At 68.1% G+C, this 17,315-nt stretch carries 8 protein-coding genes; 1 reads left to right on the forward strand and 7 read right to left on the reverse strand.

What is annotated here, in order from left to right; translation table 11 throughout:
• Positions 1 to 2: 2 nt before the first annotated feature.
• The 7 genes from WKW77_RS21225 to WKW77_RS21255 form a co-directional block, all read right to left on the reverse strand.
• Entirely contained in the window at positions 3 to 5,033 is a 5,031-nt protein-coding gene (locus WKW77_RS21225; RefSeq protein WP_340358860.1) for an amino acid adenylation domain-containing protein, read from the reverse strand.
• On the reverse strand, positions 5,030 to 12,247 hold the full coding sequence (locus WKW77_RS21230) for an amino acid adenylation domain-containing protein (protein WP_340358861.1): 7,218 nt from the start codon (positions 12,245 to 12,247) through the stop codon (positions 5,030 to 5,032). The genes WKW77_RS21225 and WKW77_RS21230 overlap by 4 nt, the downstream gene beginning before the upstream one ends.
• 381 nt (positions 12,248 to 12,628) lie before the next feature.
• Positions 12,629 to 13,267 (reverse strand): histidine phosphatase family protein, encoded by a 639-nt coding sequence (locus tag WKW77_RS21235; RefSeq protein ID WP_340358862.1) that lies wholly within the window; start codon positions 13,265 to 13,267, stop codon positions 12,629 to 12,631.
• Positions 13,268 to 13,316: 49 nt separating this feature from the next.
• Positions 13,317 to 13,958, reverse strand: a complete 642-nt coding sequence (locus WKW77_RS21240; RefSeq protein WP_340358863.1) for a DUF4136 domain-containing protein — start codon at positions 13,956 to 13,958, stop codon at positions 13,317 to 13,319.
• A 5-nt stretch (positions 13,959 to 13,963) separates the two neighbouring features.
• The gene (ttcA, locus tag WKW77_RS21245) at positions 13,964 to 14,875 is read right to left on the reverse strand and encodes a tRNA 2-thiocytidine(32) synthetase TtcA (protein WP_340358864.1); all 912 of its coding nucleotides are present in this window, start codon (positions 14,873 to 14,875) and stop codon (positions 13,964 to 13,966) included.
• Entirely contained in the window at positions 14,876 to 15,259 is a 384-nt protein-coding gene (locus WKW77_RS21250; protein ID WP_340358865.1) for a dihydroneopterin aldolase, read from the reverse strand.
• Positions 15,260 to 15,263: 4 nt separating this feature from the next.
• Positions 15,264 to 16,142, reverse strand: a complete 879-nt coding sequence (locus tag WKW77_RS21255) for an SDR family oxidoreductase (protein ID WP_340358866.1) — start codon at positions 16,140 to 16,142, stop codon at positions 15,264 to 15,266.
• A 17-nt stretch (positions 16,143 to 16,159) separates the two neighbouring features.
• Between WKW77_RS21255 and WKW77_RS21260 the strand changes: the two genes are divergently transcribed.
• Positions 16,160 to 17,257: a class I SAM-dependent methyltransferase gene (locus WKW77_RS21260; protein WP_340358867.1), complete on the forward strand. Its 1,098-nt coding sequence runs from the start codon at positions 16,160 to 16,162 to the stop codon at positions 17,255 to 17,257.
• Positions 17,258 to 17,315: the final 58 nt, after the last annotated feature.

A 17,315-nucleotide genomic window follows, 5' to 3' on the forward strand; every position in this document is an offset into this window, starting at 1 on the left:
CTTCAGCCCTTGCGGCTCCAGCCGGAGAACACGCGGCCGAGGAGACCGCGCTTCGTTTCCTTCTCCGGCGTCATGGCTTCCACCGGGTCGATGGCCGTGCCGGTCGCCGCGGACGACAGCTGCGCCAGCGTTTCGTAGACGTAGCGGCGCGGTTCGACCCGGAAGCCCATCACCTGCTCGGCCTGCTGGACCACGCGCATCGCCAGCAGCGAATCGCCGCCGAGGTCGAAGAAGGTCTCGTCGGGACGGATGTCGTTCACGTCGATGCTCAAAGCGCTGGCCCAGATCTGGGCCAGGCGCGCCTGCTCCGGCTGCAGCAGCGCCTGCGGCCGCGGTGCTGCCGTGACGGGCGCTGCCACCGGGACCGATTCGACGACCGGCGCCGACGCATCGATCACATCGGCCGCGCTGGCCAACAGCCGCTGCAGATAAGTCGCGCTTTCCGAGCCCTGCGGGGCCAGCAGCGCCTCGAGGGTCGCGTCGGGCTGGTCGACCACCCGACGCAGCAGTTCGATGTAGCGCGCCTTGAACGCCGCACCGGTTTCCTGGCTGTAGATGTCGGCGTTGTAGATCACCGCGCCTTCCAGCACGTTCGCCTTGTCCATGAGCCAGAGCCCGAGGTCGTCGGTCGCGCCGTGCTGCACCAGGTGCACCTGCCGGTCGGCGAGTCCGCCGACTTCCGTTTCGCGCTCGCGCGCATCCTGGAATGAGAACAGCGCCTGGTAGAGGCCCACGCCCTGCGCCCGCTCGGCGAACTCGGGCTCGCGGGCGAGCCGCTCGAAGGGGATCTGCTGGTGATCCATCACCGAGATCATTTCCTGCCTGACGTATTGCATGAACTCGCCGAAGCGCAGCGCGCCGTCGATCTGGAAGGGCAGCGCCAGCAGGTTGTTGAAGAAGCCCATGACCGGTTCGAGTTCCGGCGCTTCGCGGCCGCGCACGGGCGTCGCGATGACGATCGAAGGCGTTCCGATGACGTGGCTCATCATCATCACGTAGACGCCGAGCGTCAGCATGTTCAGCGTCATCTCGTGACGCTGGCCGAGCTGGCGCAGCCCTTCGGTGAGTTCCTTGTCGACGCTGATCCAGTGCGATCCGCCGTGGCCGCTCATGCCGGCCACACGCGGCATGTCGGTGCGCGGCGCCTTGGCCGGTGGCGCCTTGGCGAAGCGCTCCTTCCAGTAGCGCAGCTGCACCAGCGCGGCGGGCGATTCGAGCCAGCGCGCGTACCAGTCGGCGTAGTCGCCGTGCGTCGCCGCGAGCGGCGGCAGGCCGTGCGGTTCACCGCGCACCAGCGCGCCGTAGATCGTCGCCAGCTCGTGCTGCAGGAGGTCGAAGGACCAGCCGTCCCAGACCAGGTGGTGCGGCACGAACACGAAGACATGGTCGTCGGCGGCCAGCCGGAACAGCGTCGCATGGAACAGCGGCGCCTCGTGGATCGCGATGGGGCGGTCCGCCAGCTCGCGCATCCGTTCGTTGAGCGCATTCGCGCGTTCGCCTTCGGGAAGGATGCTCAGATCGACGAGCGGCAATTCGTACGGCAGGCTCTCGGCGATCAGCGCCGCCGGCTCGCCGGTCGCGGGGTCGATGCCGAAGGCGGTGCGCAGGGACGGCTGCCGCTCGATGATCGAGCGCAGCGCGGCCTTGAACTTGTCGACGTCCATCAGGCCGCCGAGCCGGTGCGCGGAGGGCGCGTTGTACGTGGAGCGGTCCGGGTACATCTCCTCGAGGAAGCGGATGCGTTCCTGCATCGGCGTCAGCGGCGCGGTGCGGCGACCCGGCAGTGCCTTGATCGCCTCGCCGCGTGGCGTGCCGGTCCGGCTCAGCGTTTCGATGGCGGCCGCGAGACGCTCGGCCGTGGGTGCCTCGAACAGCACCCGAAGCGGCACGGTGACATCGAACTCGCGGCTGAGCAGCGTCGCCAGGCGCGCCGCCAGCAGCGAATGACCGCCGAGCGCGAAGAAATCGTCATGCACGCCGAGGCCCGGCAGGTTGAGCACGTGCTCCATATGGCCGAGCACCGCCTTCTCGCGCGCGTTACGCGGCGCGACGCGCGCAGCGGTCTGCTCCCGCACCGCGGCGGGCTTCGGCAGCGCCTTGCGGTCGACCTTGCCGTTGGGCAGGAAGGGAATCGCGTCCAGCGTCACCACGTGCTGCGGCAGCATGTACTGCGGCAGGCGCTCGCGCAGGCGGCGGTCCAGCTCGTGCGGATCGATGCTCGCGCCCGCCGACGGGCTCACGTAGGCGACCAGCCGCACGTCGCCGGGCTGGTCCTCGCGGGTGATGACCACGCTGTTGCCCACACCCGGGGCTTCGTTGCAGGCGGCCTCGATCTCGCCGAGTTCGATGCGGTAGCCGCGCACTTTCACCTGGAAGTCGAAGCGGCCCATGTGTTCGAGCAGGCCGTCGTTGCCCCAGCGGCCGCGGTCGCCGGTGCGGTAGAGGCGCGCACCGGGCGCGCTCCAGGGGTCGGGGATGAAGCGCTCGGCGGTGAGTTCGGGCCGGTCGAGGTAACCCAGCGTCACGCCGTCGCCGCCGATCACGATTTCGCCGGGCACGCCGACCGGGCAGCGCTGGCCCTGTGCATCGAGCACCCATACCGTGGTGTTGGCGATCGGCTTGCCGATCGAGACGCCGCGCTGCGCGACCCGCGCAGGTTCGACGCGCCAGAGGGTGGACCAGATCGTCGTCTCGGTCGGCCCGTACATGTTCCAGAGCTCGCCGCAGTGCTGCAGCAGGGACTGCGCGAGATCCGATGGCAATCCTTCGCCGCCGACCAGCGCCTTGAAGTTCGGCGAACCCGGCCATTGCGCATCGAGCAGCAGGCGCCACCCGCCCGGCGTCGCCTGCATCAGGGTCGCACCGCTCCGTTCGATGAGAGCGCGCAGCGCGTTACCGTCCATCGTGGTGTCGCGCGACACGAGGATCACTTCGGCGCCCACGGTGAGCGGCAGCATCAGTTCGAGCACCGCGATGTCGAACGACAGCGTGGTCACGGCCGCCAGGCGGTCGTCGGCGGTGATGCCGGGCGCCTCGCGCATGCTCTGCAGGAAATTCGCAACCGCGCCATGCGGCACGCACACACCCTTGGGCTTGCCCGTGGAGCCGGAGGTGTAGATCACGTAGGCCGCGTCGCCGGCCTGCGCGTCCTGCGCGGACGGCGAAAGCGCGGTGGCCGGCTGGTTCTGCCATCCGGTGTCGCGGTCGAGCGCGAGGACGCGTCCGGCGGCATCGGCGCACCAGTTCGCGGGCATCGCGGCGACGGTGGAATTCGTCAGCAGCAGGCCGAGTTGCGCGTCCTCCGCGTAGTAGTCGAGCCGTGCCTGCGGAAAGGCCGGATCGAGCGGCACGTAGGCGGCGCCGGACTTCAGCACCGCCAGCAGCGCGACCATCATGTCGGCGCCGCGGTCCAGGCACAGGCCGACCCGCTGGCCGCGCCCGATGCCGCGTTCGCGCAACGCATGCGCGAGGCGGTTCGACTGCTCGTCGAGTTCGAGGTAGGTCAGGCGGCGCTCGCCGTCGCGCAGCGCGCTGCGCTCGGGCGTCTTCGCGGCCTGTTCGACGAAGCCGGCGTGCATCAGCGGCTGGCCGGTGCGAGCCGTGGGGACCGGTTGCAGCGCAGCGATGGCCTTCGCTTCCGCTTCGTCCAGCACGTTGAGCCTGCCGACGGCCTGAGCCGGATCGGCGGCCACCGCACGCAGGAGACACTCGTACATCCCGAGCCAGCGCTTGATCGTGGCGTCGTCGTACAGATCGGCGTTGTATTGCGCCTCGATCTGCATTCCCGTCGCAATCGGCGAGATGTTGACGAACAGCTCGAAGTTCTCGTAGCGGCGCGGGATCGAGCTCTGCTCGCATTCGATCCCCGGGAAGTTGCTCGTGACCAGCGCCCCGCTGTCGAGGTTGAACAGCACGTTCACCAGCGGCAGGCGACTCGGATCGCGCGGCACCGACAGCTTGCGCAGCAGCGTGCCGTAGGTCAGCGTCTGGTGCTCGAAGGCGTCCAGCAGCGTCGTGCCCGAGGCCTTGGCGAAGGCTTCGAAGGACATCTGCGGCTCGACCGCGACGCGAATGGGCAGCGTGTTGACGCAGTGGCCCACCAGCGAGTGCATGTCGCTCGGCATCTGGCCGGCGGCGGCGATGCCGATCACGAGGTCGTCCTGCGCGGTCAGCCGGTGCAGCGTGGCCGCGAAGGCGCTGAACATGGTCGCGAACAGGCTCGTGCCCGACGAGGCGCCGACCTTGCGCAGCGAATCGATCAGATCCCGGCGCAGCACGTGGTCGACACGGCGCGAGCTGAACGTGCGCACGGCCGGGCGAGGCCGGTCGAGCGGGAGTTCGAGCACCGGCAGGCTGCCGCCCGCGAAGCGCGACAGCCAGTAGTCGATGTGCGCCTGCATCGCGGGACTGGACGCTTCCTGCGTTTCCCAGGCGGCGTAGTCGGAGTACTGCGCCGGCGCTTCGAGCGCCGGGCCGGCGCCGATCTGCTCCGCGTAGAGCAGGCCGAGGTCCTGGCTGATGACGCCCCACGACCAGCCGTCGCAGACCGCGTGGTGCGCGGTCATCACGAGCACATGCTCGGTGTCCGACAGCGTGTAGAGCGCGGCCCTGAAGAGCGGCCCCTTTTCGAGCTCGAACGGATCGAGGACCGCCGCGAGGCTCTCGTCCTCGAGCCGGCGCTTCTGCGCCGCGGGCTCGAGCGACCGCAGGTCGTGCTCGGCCATGCCCACCGGCACGGCTTCGCCGATCAGCAGTTGAGTGCCATCGGGAGAGATGGTCGCGCGCAGCGATTCGTGCCGTGCCACCAGCTGGTCGAGCGCGGCGGCGAGCGCGCGGGCATCCAGCGCGCCCCGCAGGCGCATCCGCAGCGACTCGTTGTAGGCCAGCGAAGCTTCCGGACTCAGCCGATCACCCAGCCAGACCTCCCGCTGCGCCTCGGTCGTCGGAACGATCCGCTCGATGAGGCCCGCGGCGAAGGGATCGAAGTCGTCGGCCGGCGCGCTGTCGACGGGGGTGAGTACGGCTTCAGTCATGCTTGGAACTTCGTGAATTTGCCTTGGGCATTGGGATCGGGCACGAACCACGCGGGCTGGCCGTCCTTGTCGCGACCGAGGCGCGCATTGGGCACCGGCGGATGCGACGGATCGAAGGCCGGCTTGGCCACCGCGCGGCGCGGCAGCAATTCGGCTTCCTGCATCTCGGCGATGGATTCCTTGAATGCCGACTTGATCGTGGCGATGTCCTGCTGCGAATGCGCGGTCGTCATGAAGCAGGGGAAGTTGTCGAGGATGTGCACGCCGCGGCTGCGCATCATCGCGAACAGCAGGTCCTGCAGCGGATGATCTTCGAGCCAGGTGACGCGCCACAGCGATGAGAAGTAGCGGATCTCCAGCGGCGCGCCCACTTCGCGGCAGAACGCGGTCAGCTCGTCGGCCATCGCGGCGGTGTGCAGGTTGAGCTGTGTCTGCAGCTTGTTGTTGTCCTGCTTCAGGTGCTCCAGTGCGGCCTTCGACGCGGCGAGCGCGAGCGGATGGCGCACGAAGGTGCCCGCGAAGTAGGTCACGCCCACGGTGGGCATCGAGTCGTCGCCGTACTGCCATGCGCCGCCGTCCAGCGCATCCATGTAGGCGCGCTTGCCGGCGATCACGCCGACCGGGAATCCGCCGCCGAGCACCTTGCCGTAGGTGGCGAGATCCGCGCGGATGCCGAAGATCGCCTGCGCGCCGCCGATGTCGCTGCGGAAGCCGGTGATGACCTCGTCGAAGATCAGGCAGGTGTCCGATTTCTCGGTGATCGCACGCAGCTCGCGCAGGAACTCGCGCGGCTGGAAGTCGGGGCGGCGGCTCTGCACCGGCTCGACGAGCACGGCGGCGAGGTCGTCGGCATTGGCGCGGATGAATTCGAGTGCCTCGGGCGTTCCGTAGTCGAGCACGCGCACTTCGCCGAACATGGTCTGCAACACGCCCGGCGCGGCGGACATGCCCTTGGCATTGCGTCCTGCGCGCACCAGCACTTCGTCGAAAGTGCCGTGGTAAGAGCCGGTGAACAGCACCACGGTGTTGCGGCCGGTCACGGTGCGCGCGATGCGCAGCGCCGCCATCACCGCTTCGGAGCCGGTGTTGCACAGGGCCGCGCGGTCGAAGCCGGTGAGCTCGCACAGCAGCTTGGTCACCTCGGCGGCGAGCGGATGCTGCGGACCGATCTCGTAGCCGCGATCGAGCTGCTTGTGTACAGCCTCGTTGATGAAGTCCGGCGTCCAGCCGAAAAGGTTCATGCCGAACCCGTTGAGCGTATCGACGTACTCGTTGCCGTCGATGTCCCAGAGGCGCGAGCCCTTGGAGCGCTCGACGACGATCTGGTAGGTGATCTCCTTCGTCACCGGCCGGAAGCCGTTCACCACCCGCGGGTCCGCCATGTGCGGGCGGTTCTGCGCGGTGAATTCCTTGCTCTTCTTCGTGCGCTCCGTATAGCGGCGCATGAAGGCGGCGAGACGTGCCTTCTGGCGCTCGGTCGGTTCCTTGGCCTGCGTGTGGATGCGGGCGATGGCGCCGAAAGCCTTCTTGACGTCGTACCTGACCTCGCCGGCCGGTGCTTCCGCGTCGGGCGCGGCCGCCGGCTGCGCGGCTTGTGGATTGGACGCCGTGGCCGCGGCGGTGGCCGGTGGCGTGGGTTGCTCCACCGTCGATGCCGGCAGCGCGGGGCTGGCCGGCATCGTCGGTGCCGCCGACAGCAATGCGAGTTGCTGTTGCATCAGTTGCATCTGTTGCGCGATGAGCTGCTGCACGAGGCTGCCGGTGCCGGCGGCCAGGGGCTGCATCACGGGCATCGCAGGCATGACCTGCTGCACCGGCGTGATCGACGGTGCGGCGTGCGCAACCGCGACCGGTGCCTGTGCCGGCTGCGCCGCAGGCGCGATGTCGGGCGGCAGCGTCGCGTCGAGGAACTCGGCGAGCGCGTCGAAGCTGCGATAGCTTTCCATCAACTGCCTGAAGCTCAGGCTCACCTTGAAGGTCTTCGTGACCTGCAGCGCGGCCTGCGTCAGCGTGAGCGAATCCAGGCCGATCTCCACGAACGCCGCACCGCCATCGACGCCGGCCATTTCGACGCCGGACAGGTCCTCGAACAGCTCGCGCAGACGCGTGACGAGGGAAGCGCGGCGCGCGGGCGGTGCAGAAGTGGCGGCGACAGTCATTGTCAACTCCGGAAGCGAATTGGAAAGAAGAGGGGCGGAAGCGGAGGAAGCCGCCAGGGGTGCGACCGTCGCGGCGGGTGCCGCGGCGATGTCGATCCAGAAGCGCTTGCGCTCGAAGGGATAGGTCGGCAGACGGACGCGCTGCTTGCGGACACGCGTGTCGAGGGTGTTCAGGTCGAGCTCGATGCCCTGCGCCCAGAGGCGCCCCGCGGCAAGGCGCCACGCGGCGTTCTCGCCCTCAGGCTGATCGAGCAGCAGCGACACGGCGGGTGCGGGCACGGCCTTGGTCGCATGCTGGCGCACCAGCGTCGCGAGCGTGCTGCGCGGGCCGATCTCGATGAACAGCGGGTGCGCGAGCTTCGCCAGCACTTCGCGCACGGCGGGCGAGAAGCGCACCGTCTCGCGCAGGTGGCGCGCCCAATAGTGCGGGTCGGTCGCTTCTTCAGCGGTGAGCATGCGGCCGGTGAGCGTCGAGTAGATCGGCAGCCTGGGCGGCGAGAGCTTCGTTTCGCGCACCAGCGCTTCGAAGGGCTCGACGGCCGGTTCCATCATGGCTGAATGGAAGGCGTGGGAAGTCTGGAGTGCCTTGGCGATGACGCCCTTGGCTTCGAGTGCGATGCGCAGGTTCTCGATCGCGTTGCTCGGGCCCGCGGCGACGCAGACATTGGGGCCGTTGTCGGCGGCCAGCGAGATGCCTTCGGGCAGCAGCGGCACGAGGTCGGCGGCGGGCATGCGCACCGAAAGCATCGTGCCCGCGGGCAGCGCCTGCATCAGCGCGCCGCGGCGTGCCACGAGCCGCGCGGCATCTTCGAGGCGCATCACGCCGGCCAGCACCGCGGCGGCGAATTCGCCGACGCTGTGACCGACCATCGCAGCGGGCTGGACATGCAGCGCCATCAGCTGCCGCGCGAGTGAATATTCGAGCGCGAAGGTCGCGGGTTGCGTGACCGACGTGGGTGCGAGCGCCGAGGCATCGTCCGAGAACATGCGCTCGCGCAAGTCGAAGCCCAGCACGCCGTCGAAAGCGCGCAGGCAATCGTCGAAGGCGACGCGGAAGACCGCATCGTTCTCGTACAGCGTGCGGCCCATGCCGGCGTACTGCGCGCCTTGCCCGGGGAACGCGAAGACCGGCTGCGGCACCCAGGCATTGACCGACGCGGTGGCACGCGCGGGCGAATCCGCGTTGCGCAGCGCGGCGATGGCTTCGTCGACGGAGCTCGCCACCACGCAGGCGCGATGCGCAAAGGACTTGCGGCCCACGCGCAGCGTATGCGCGACGTCGCCGAGCGCGAGGTCGCGATGCGTGTCGAGATGATCGGCCAGACGCGTCACCGCGGCGGCCAATGCGGCGGGGGAGCGAGCGGAAAGCGTCAGCAGTTGAGGGCCGGTCGCCGGCTCGGAAGGCTCGCGCACCGGCGCTTCCTCGATCACGACGTGAGCATTGGTTCCACCCACGCCAAAGCTGCTGATGCCGGCGCGACGTGGTGCAGCTCCGCGCGGCCAGGGCTGAAGCTGGCTGTTCACATGGAACGGCGTGGCGGCGAAATCGATCGCGGGGTTCGGCGCTTCGTAGTGCAGGCTTGCCGGGATCGCCTCGATGTGAAGCGACAACGCGGCCTTGATAAGCCCCGCCGCACCCGCGGCCGTGACCATGTGGCCCACGTTGCTCTTGAGCGAGCCGATCGCGCAGAAACCCTTGTCGGAGGTGTGTGCGCCAAAGGCGCGCGCGAGGCCTTCGACTTCGATCGGATCGCCCATCGGCGTCGCGGTGCCGTGCGTTTCGATGTACGAGATGCTGCGCGCCTCGACGCCGGCCGATGCCAGCGCCGCTTCGATCACCGCGGCTTGGCCGTCCACGCTCGGCGCAGTGAAGCTGGCCTTCGCGCCGCCGTCGTTGTTGATCGCCGCGCCACGAAGCACCGCATAGATGGTGTCGCCATCGGCGATCGCATCGGAAAGCCGCTTGAGCAGCACCACCGCGGCGCCGTCGCTGAACACGGTGCCCTTCGCCTTCGCGTCGAAGCTGCGCGTGTGGCCGTCAGGCGAGAGCATCGAGCCCTCGTTGTAGAGATAGCCGCTGCGCGGCGGGCAGTTCACCGAGGCGCCGCCCGCGAGCGCCATGCGGCACTGGCCGGTGCGCAGCGCATGGAAGGCCTGCGCCACCGCGACCAGCGAGGTCGAGCACGCCGTGTGCACGCTGACGGCCGGGCCGGTGAGGCTGAGCTTGTTGGCCACGCGGGTGGTGATGTAGTCCTTCTCGTTGGCCAGCATCACCTGGAATTCGCCGATCATCTCGACCAGGTCGGGCCGCGTCGACACGTGCCGCTGGAAGTAGGTCGGGTTGTACATGCCGCCATAGACGCCGACGGGGCCGGGTGCCTGGTCGGGCACGTAGCCGCCGCGTTCGAGGCATTCCCAGCAGATCTCGAGGAACACGCGATGCTGCGGATCCATCAACGCGGCTTCCTTCGGATTGATGCCGAAGAAAGCGGCGTCGAACTGCTCGATGTCTTCGATGATGCCGCGCGCACGCACGTAGAGAGGGTCGGCGCGCAGCGCGGCGCTCACCCCGGCGTCGAGCGTGGCGTCGTCGAAGAAGCTGATCGATTCGCGGCCGGCGAGCAGGTTGTCCCAGAACTGTTCGACATCCGCCGCGCCGGGGAAGCGGCCGGCCATGGCGATCAGTGCCACGGGCTCCATGTCGGCGCCGGCGCGCGGCGCGAGCTTGGCGGTCGAGCGCTGTGGCGCAGCGGGTTCATCGGCCTGCAGGCTCGCGCCGAGTGCGGCGGGCGTGGGCTGGCGGAAGAAGATGTTGGTCGAGAGACGGCGGTCGCTGTTGCGCTGCAAGTCCTTCAGCACCTTCAGGACCAGCAGCGAATCGCCGCCGAGGTCGAAGAAGTTGTCGTTGCGGCCGACCCGGTCGATACCGAGCGCTCGCGCGAAGGCCGTGCACACCATCCGTTCGGTGTCGTTGCGCGCTTCCTCGAAGGCCTGTGCCAGTTCGGGCCGCTCGCGCGGTGGCTCCGGGAGCGCGCGGCGGTCGAGCTTGCCGTTGTTCGTCACCGGCAGTTGGGGGAGCCAGACCTGTGCCGAAGGCAGCATCGCCTCCGGCAGGTGGTCGGCGAGGTGATGGCGCAGCGTCGTCCACGGCACTTCGTTGCCGCGGGCCACGAGGTACGCCACGAGGCCCAACCGGCCCGACGCATCCTTGCGCGCGATCACGGCGCACGACTTGATGCCCGGGTGCGTGAGCAGCGCCGCCTCGACTTCGCCCGTCTCGATGCGATGGCCCCGGATCTTGACCTGCCCGTCGGCGCGGCCGATGTATTCGATGGTGCCGTCCGGCAGCCAGCGCACCTGGTCGCCGGTGCGATAGAGGCGGTCGCCCGGGCCGCCGTACGGATCGGCGACGAAGCGTTCGGCGGTCAAGTCGGGCCGTTGCAGATAGCCGCGCGCGAGGCCGCGGCCGCCGATGCAGAGTTCGCCCACGAGGCCGGCGGGCAGCATCGCCATCGTCGGGCTCAGCACGCGCAGCGTGGTGTCGTTGATCGGGCGGCCGATCGGCACCGAGCGCGCATCGGCCGGCAGGTCGCGCGGGATCCGGTGAGTGGCCGAGAAGGTGGTGCACTCGGTCGGGCCGTAGCCGTTGATCAGCGTCGTGTCGGGCAGGGCGGCCAATGCACGGCGGATGTGCGACACGGACAGCGCTTCGCCGCCCGCGAGCAACTGGCGCAGTCCCTTGAGCTGCAGCGGATCGTCGTCGATCACCGCATTGAAGAGGGCGGCGGTGAGCCATGCGGTGCGGACCGAATGGCCTTCGATGGTGCGCGCGAGGCCGGCGCCGGTCGGCACCTGCTCGTCGTGGACCACGCAGATTCCGCCATTGAGCAGCGGACCCCAGATTTCCAGCGTCGAGGCGTCGAACCCGAGTGGCGCCGCGTGCAGCATCGCTTCGCCGGGGGCAAGGTCGACGTAATGCGCGTCGATCACGAGGCGCAGGATCGAACGGTGGCAGATCTCGATGCCCTTCGGCGTGCCGGTCGATCCCGAGGTGTACATCACATAGGCGACCGATTCGCCGTCGACCTCGGCGGGCGCGAAAGGCGGGAGCGCCGATTCGTCGGTGGTTCGCCCGTCATCGATGGAAAGCACCGGCCGCTCGTCGGGGACGAGCGGCCGGTGCGCGGCCTGGGTGACGACGAGGTCGACGCCGGCGTGCGACAGCATGAAAGCGATGCGCTCGGCGGGGAAATCAGGCTGGACCGGCACATAGGTCGCCCCCGCCTTGAGGATGCCGAGCAGGGTGATGACGGCGGCGCTCGAGCGGTCGAGCATCACGCCCACTGCATGGCCGGCCCGGACGCCGCGCGCTTGCAGCCTGCGCGCCATCACTTCGGCACGGCGCGCGACTTCGTTGTAGCTCAGGGAGCCGTCTTCGCCGGTGAGCGCGATGGCGTCTCCGCGTAGGGCGACCTGGCGGTCGAACATCGCGTGGACGGTCAATCCGATGTCGTAGGGCGTCGGCGGGACGTTCCATGCTTCCAGCTGGCGCTGCCGGTCATCGGCAGTCAGCGTGCGGATTTCGCGCAATGGGACGCTGGGGCGATCCAGCAGGTCGGCAGCGGTATCGGCGATGGCAGCCAGCAACGTTGCAGCGAGCTTCGCATCGAGCAGGGCGGCCGGTCCGCGCAGGCTCAATAGCGAGGTGCCGGGTGCGAAGGTCAGGCGGAACGCTTCGGGGTCGTCGGATGCATCGGGCTGTGCCCGGCCGATTTCCGCGACCCAGTCGCCGGCCGTCTTTGCGCCGTCACCATTCGACAGGCTTCCGAGCCAACGGCCCTGCAGCAGCGCCCAGGCGGCAGCGAAGAGGGTGTCGGGAAGCAGGGAGGATTCGACTGCCTTGGCGGCCCACCGCGTGGCCAGTGCCGCCGGAACCTGCATCTCGTCCATGACCTGTCCCGAGGTCGGCGCGAGACCGTTGCGGGCTACGAACAGATCCACCAGCGAAAGCGGCTCAGCTTCAAGAGGGGAACGTGAGGGAGTTGGTTGTTCCATGGACTGGTCTCTCCGCTTGCGACGGGCTATGAAGCTTCTGGTAACCCCTTATTTGTTTCACGATCGGCGCTCTGCTGGCGAACACATGTATCCGTGTTCAAGCAGTAATCACAAAGCTTTCACTCTACTCATGAAACCAATATTGCCCTCTCGAAGACCTTTGCGCCACCTTCCAAAAGCCATGCTGTCCAGCCTATGTCGTTCTGGTGGTCTGCAACATTCGATGCAACTCGTTGCCTTGTCTGCATTGACAGAAGTTGCATCCGGTCACGATTGTGTCCATGTTAACCAGAAATGAATACGAAAGCTGACATCAATCGATGACGACCGATGAAAAATGCATAGAAAAGTATTGTTTTTGCGACTCTGCGGTCGCACGGCTCACGCGGTGGTTTCGTCGAGCACGTCGTCGCTGAGATGGCGGGTGTCCGCCCAGCCGACCAGGGTGAAACCCTGAGGCGTCCAGAGCAGGCGATTGATCGCCGCATTGCCCAGCGCCCAGGTGCGCGGAGCCTGCAGTCCCTGGCGGGTGGCGGCGCGGTAGAGGACATCCATCACGCCGCCATGGGCGACCATCAAGACCAGCTCGCCCGGATGACGGGCCGCGATCCGGGCCGCGGTGCTGGTAATGCGTTCCTGAAAAGTAAGCAGTGACTCTCCGCCTTCCGGGGCGAACTCGGGATCACGGGTGCGCCAGCGGCGCGCCTGGATCGGCAGCGCCTCGTCGATGTCCGCAAAGGTCCGGCCTTCGAAGTGGCCGAAGGCCCGTTCGCGCAGGCCCGGATCCGTGGCCACTTCGAGCCCTCGCAATTCCCCGATTTCCTTGGCCGTCTGCCATGCACGGGCGAGATCGCTGGCGTAGATCGCCGAAATGGGCTCTTCCAGAAGCGCCTTCGCGACGCGACGCGCCTGCCAGAGGCCGGTGTCGTTGAGTTCGATGTCCAGCTGTCCCTGGATGCGGGTGTCGACGTTCCAGGCGGTTTCGCCGTGGCGGACTGCGATGACGCGGGTGGACTCCATCTGCGAAATTCTAGGTGGAGCCCCTAAGCCGGCGCTGTCGGAGGGGGTCTCAATGACGAGCCGTCGGAATTTCGAGGTCCACGCGCCGATCGCCCTTGGGCGGGTTCGGAAAGCCCTGGAGCGCCGCCTGGAACATCACGGGCAGGACCGCACTGCTGTCGTTGTACGGACCGTCGTTGCGCGCCCGCGTCTCGTAGACCACCCGGTTCGAGGGCAGTTCGCGCAGCACGATGCTCACTTCGCGGGAGTACCAGGGGTTGTAGGCCGGCGGCGGGCCCCACCAGCCCGGCCCGTACCAGCCGCGGCCATAGCCCCACGCACCGCCCCGGTAGGGGCCCCACGGTCCCGGGCCTCCCCACGGGCCGGGGCCCCACCAGGGGCTGCCGTACCACGGGTCGACCCATGGCGAGAGTTCCGATGTCACGCGTGCGCCGATCTGCGCGGTGTAGTGCGGCGATGCATCGTCACGTCGAAGCCCCACGGCTTCGAGCGCCGGGCCGGCCATCGCTTCGAGCTGGAGCTGCGCGGCCTCGTCGTTCTGCTGGGACGGCAGGCGCTCGAAGCGATAGGTCGCATCGGCCGGCACCGTCCCGATTTCGGAGAAGGTCCGCACGTCGCTGTCGACCACCCAGCGCGTCGCACAGCCCGTGAGGCCCACGGTGAGAGCGAGGACGGCCAGCAGCGATCTCACGTGGATCAGATCTGCACGATGGCGAGCGGCGACGGCGCCGCCGGGAATTCGGGCGCGTCGAAGGCCTTGTCGCCTTCCTCGTCCGGCACGCCCGTTGCCTTCAGGCCCTTGAAGTCATGCAGCGTTCCGTCGTGCAGATGCGAAGGCACCACGTTCTGCAGCGCGTTGAACATGTTCTCGAGGCGGCCCGGGTGCTTGCGCTCCCATTCGCGCAGCATCTCGCCGACCTGCTTGCGCTGCAGGTTCTCCTGGCTGCCGCAGAGCGTGCACGGGATGATCGGGAACTGCCGGTGCTGCGCCCAGCGCACCAGGTCCTTTTCGGGCACGTAGGCGAGCGGGCGGATCACCACATGCTTGCCGTCGTCGCTCACCAGCTTGGGCGGCATCGACTTGAGCTTGCCGCCGAAGAACATGTTGAGGAAGAAGGTCTGCAGCATGTCGTCACGGTGATGGCCCAGCGCCACCTTGGTCGCGCCGAGTTCGTCCGCCACGCGGTAGAGGATGCCCCGGCGCAGCCGGCTGCACAGCCCGCAGGTGGTCTTGCCCTCGGGGATCACGCGCTTGACGATCGAGTAGGTGTCCTGCTCCTCGATGTGGAACGGGATGCCCAGCGAGGTCAGGTAGGTCGGCAGCACCTCTTCGGGGAACCCGGGCTGCTTCTGGTCGAGATTCACGGCCACGATGTCGAAGTGGATCGGCGCGCGGGCGCGCAGCTTGAGCAGGATGTCCAGCATCCCGTAGCTGTCCTTGCCGCCCGAGAGGCACACCATGACCTTGTCACCCGCCTCGATCATGTTGTAGTCGAAGATCGCGCGGCCCACTTCGCGGCACAGGCGCTTTTCGAGCTTGTGCGTCTCGCGTTCGATCTTCAGGGTGTTGGTGGACGAAGGCTGTTCGTCGATCCATACGGCGCTCATTCATTTGCTCCTGAATACTTCGACCCCGACGGCATCGCAGTCGGGGTAGACGTCGGGTTTGGCGGTCGAGACGCGCGCGGCCTGCACCTTGGGGTGGGTCAGCACCTGCGTCAGGATGTCGTCGCACAGCGTTTCCTGCAAGTGGATGTGCCCCTTGCTCAGGCGCGTGGCGACGGTGCGGCGGATGAAGTCGTAGTCCACCACTTCGTCGAGGTCGTCCGCCACGGGCGTCGACAGGTCCAGCGGCACGTAGAGGTCGACATTGATGATCACGCGTTGTTCCGCGCGCTTCTCGAATTCGTGCACGCCGATGTTGATCCACACCTCGTAGTTGCGCAGGAATACGCGTCGGCAGGTGGTCAGCAGAGGATCGATGGTATTCATGGTTTCAGTCCAGGGCACCCGCGGAACCGGCTTCGCCGGGCCGCAGGGGTGCGCCTCCTTGAGGGGGAGCAGAGCCACACGAAGTGGGCGAGGCTGGGGGAGTCAGAAGTTCATCTACAACGAACATGATGTCGCGCGGCAGCGGCACGAGGTGCTGGCCGTTGTCGACGCAGAGGGTGGTGCCGGTCACGCTGGGCGTCTCGGCGAGGAAGACACAGGCGCGGGCCACGTCGGCCGGATCGATCGGCCGGCGCAGCAGGTTGGCGCGCGAGGCCTTGGCGAAGTTCGCCTCGTTCTGCGGCCCGCTCGGATACAGGATGCCCGGTGCGACGCCGCAGATGCGCACCGCCGGCGCGAGCGCCTGCGCCTGCAGGGCGACGGCGCGCTCCAGCGCGAGCTTGGACACCGTGTAGGAGAAATAGTCCGGGTTCAGGTTGTAGACCTTCTGGTCGAGCACATGGATCGTCGAGCGATCGATGCCGTCGCCAGCCGTGGCGGTTTTCGCCAGCAGCCGCGCGAACGACAGCGGCGCCACGAGGTTCACGCCGATCTGGCGCAGGGCGGCATCGGCATCGAAGTCGAGCGCGGTGTCCGGCTCGAACGCCGAAGCGTTGTTCACGATGCATGCCAACGGGCCGCTGGCGGCGATCCGTGCGATCAGCGCCTGCCGGCTTTCCTCGGCGGCGATGTCGGCCTCGACCGCGGTGGCGTCGTGCCCTTCGCCCTGCAGCCGCGCGCACAATGCGAGCGCCTGTTCGCGCGATGCGCGGTACTGGCACCAGACCCGCCAGCCCGCGCGCGCGAAGGCTTCGCAGACCGCGGCGCCCAGCCTCCGGCCGCCGCCGGTCACGAGCACGCCCTGGCGTGGGGACGTTGGAGCCATCCTGATAGATTTCCTGTATGAACCTGGAGCAAGGCGCGCACCGCGCCAACCCGTTGACCCGGATTATCGATGCCGCGCTGCAACGCGACGGCGGTTGGCTGCCTTTCGACCGCTTCATGGCACTGGCTTTGTACGCACCCGGACTGGGCTACTACGCCAACGCGAGCCGCAAGTTCGGCCGCATGCCGTCGTCGGGCAGCGACTTCGTCACGGCGCCCGAGCTGACGCCGCTGTTCGGCCGCGCGCTCGCAGTGCAGGTCGCCGAAGCGCTCGACAAGACCGGCACCGACGAAATCTGGGAATTCGGCGCCGGCTCCGGGGCGCTCGCGCTGCAACTGCTCGATGCGCTTGGCGGGCGTGTGGTCCGCTACCGCATCGTCGACCTCTCCGGCACCCTGCGCGAACGCCAGCAGCAGACGCTGGCGAAGCATGCCGCCAAGGTCGAATGGCTCGGCGAACTGCCCGAATCCATGAACGGGGTGGTCGTCGGCAATGAAGTGCTCGATGCGATGCCGGTGCAAGTGCTGGCGCGCTCGGGCGGCCAGTGGTTCGAGCGCGGCGTGGTCGCGCAGGGCGACGGCTTTGCGTGGAGCGATCGCCCGACCGACCTGCTCCCGCCGGTCGAGATCGAAGGCCAGCACGATTACCTCACCGAAATCCACCCGCAGGCAGAGGCCTTCATCGCCACGCTGGCCGACCGTCTGAAGCGCGGCGCCGCCTTCTTCTTCGACTACGGCTTTCCGGAATCGGAGTACTACCACCCGCAGCGCCACATGGGCACCGTGATGTGCCATCGCGGCCACGAGGCCGACGGCGATCCGCTGTCGCATGTCGGCGAAAAGGACATCACCGCCCACGTCAACTTCACCGGCATCGCGCTCGCGGGGCAGGACGCCGGGCTCGACGTACTGGGCTACTGCAACCAGGCGAGGTTCCTGCTCAACGCGGGCATCCTGCCGATGATGGAGCAGGCCACGCTTGCCGAGCGCAGCATGGCGGCGCGGCTCATCCATGAGCACGAGATGGGCGAGCTGTTCAAGGTCGTCGGCTTCGCGGCGGGCGAGCCATGGGATGCCATCGGCTTCGCCGAGGGCGACCGCAGCCACACCCTCTAAGTTGGCGTGAAGCACATAAGTTAGCAACCAACGAATGGTTGGAAATCCATGGTGCGCG

The sequence above is a fragment of the Variovorax ureilyticus genome (assembly GCF_037889935.1).
GTDB classification, from domain to species: Bacteria; Pseudomonadota; Gammaproteobacteria; order Burkholderiales; family Burkholderiaceae_C; genus Variovorax; species Variovorax ureilyticus.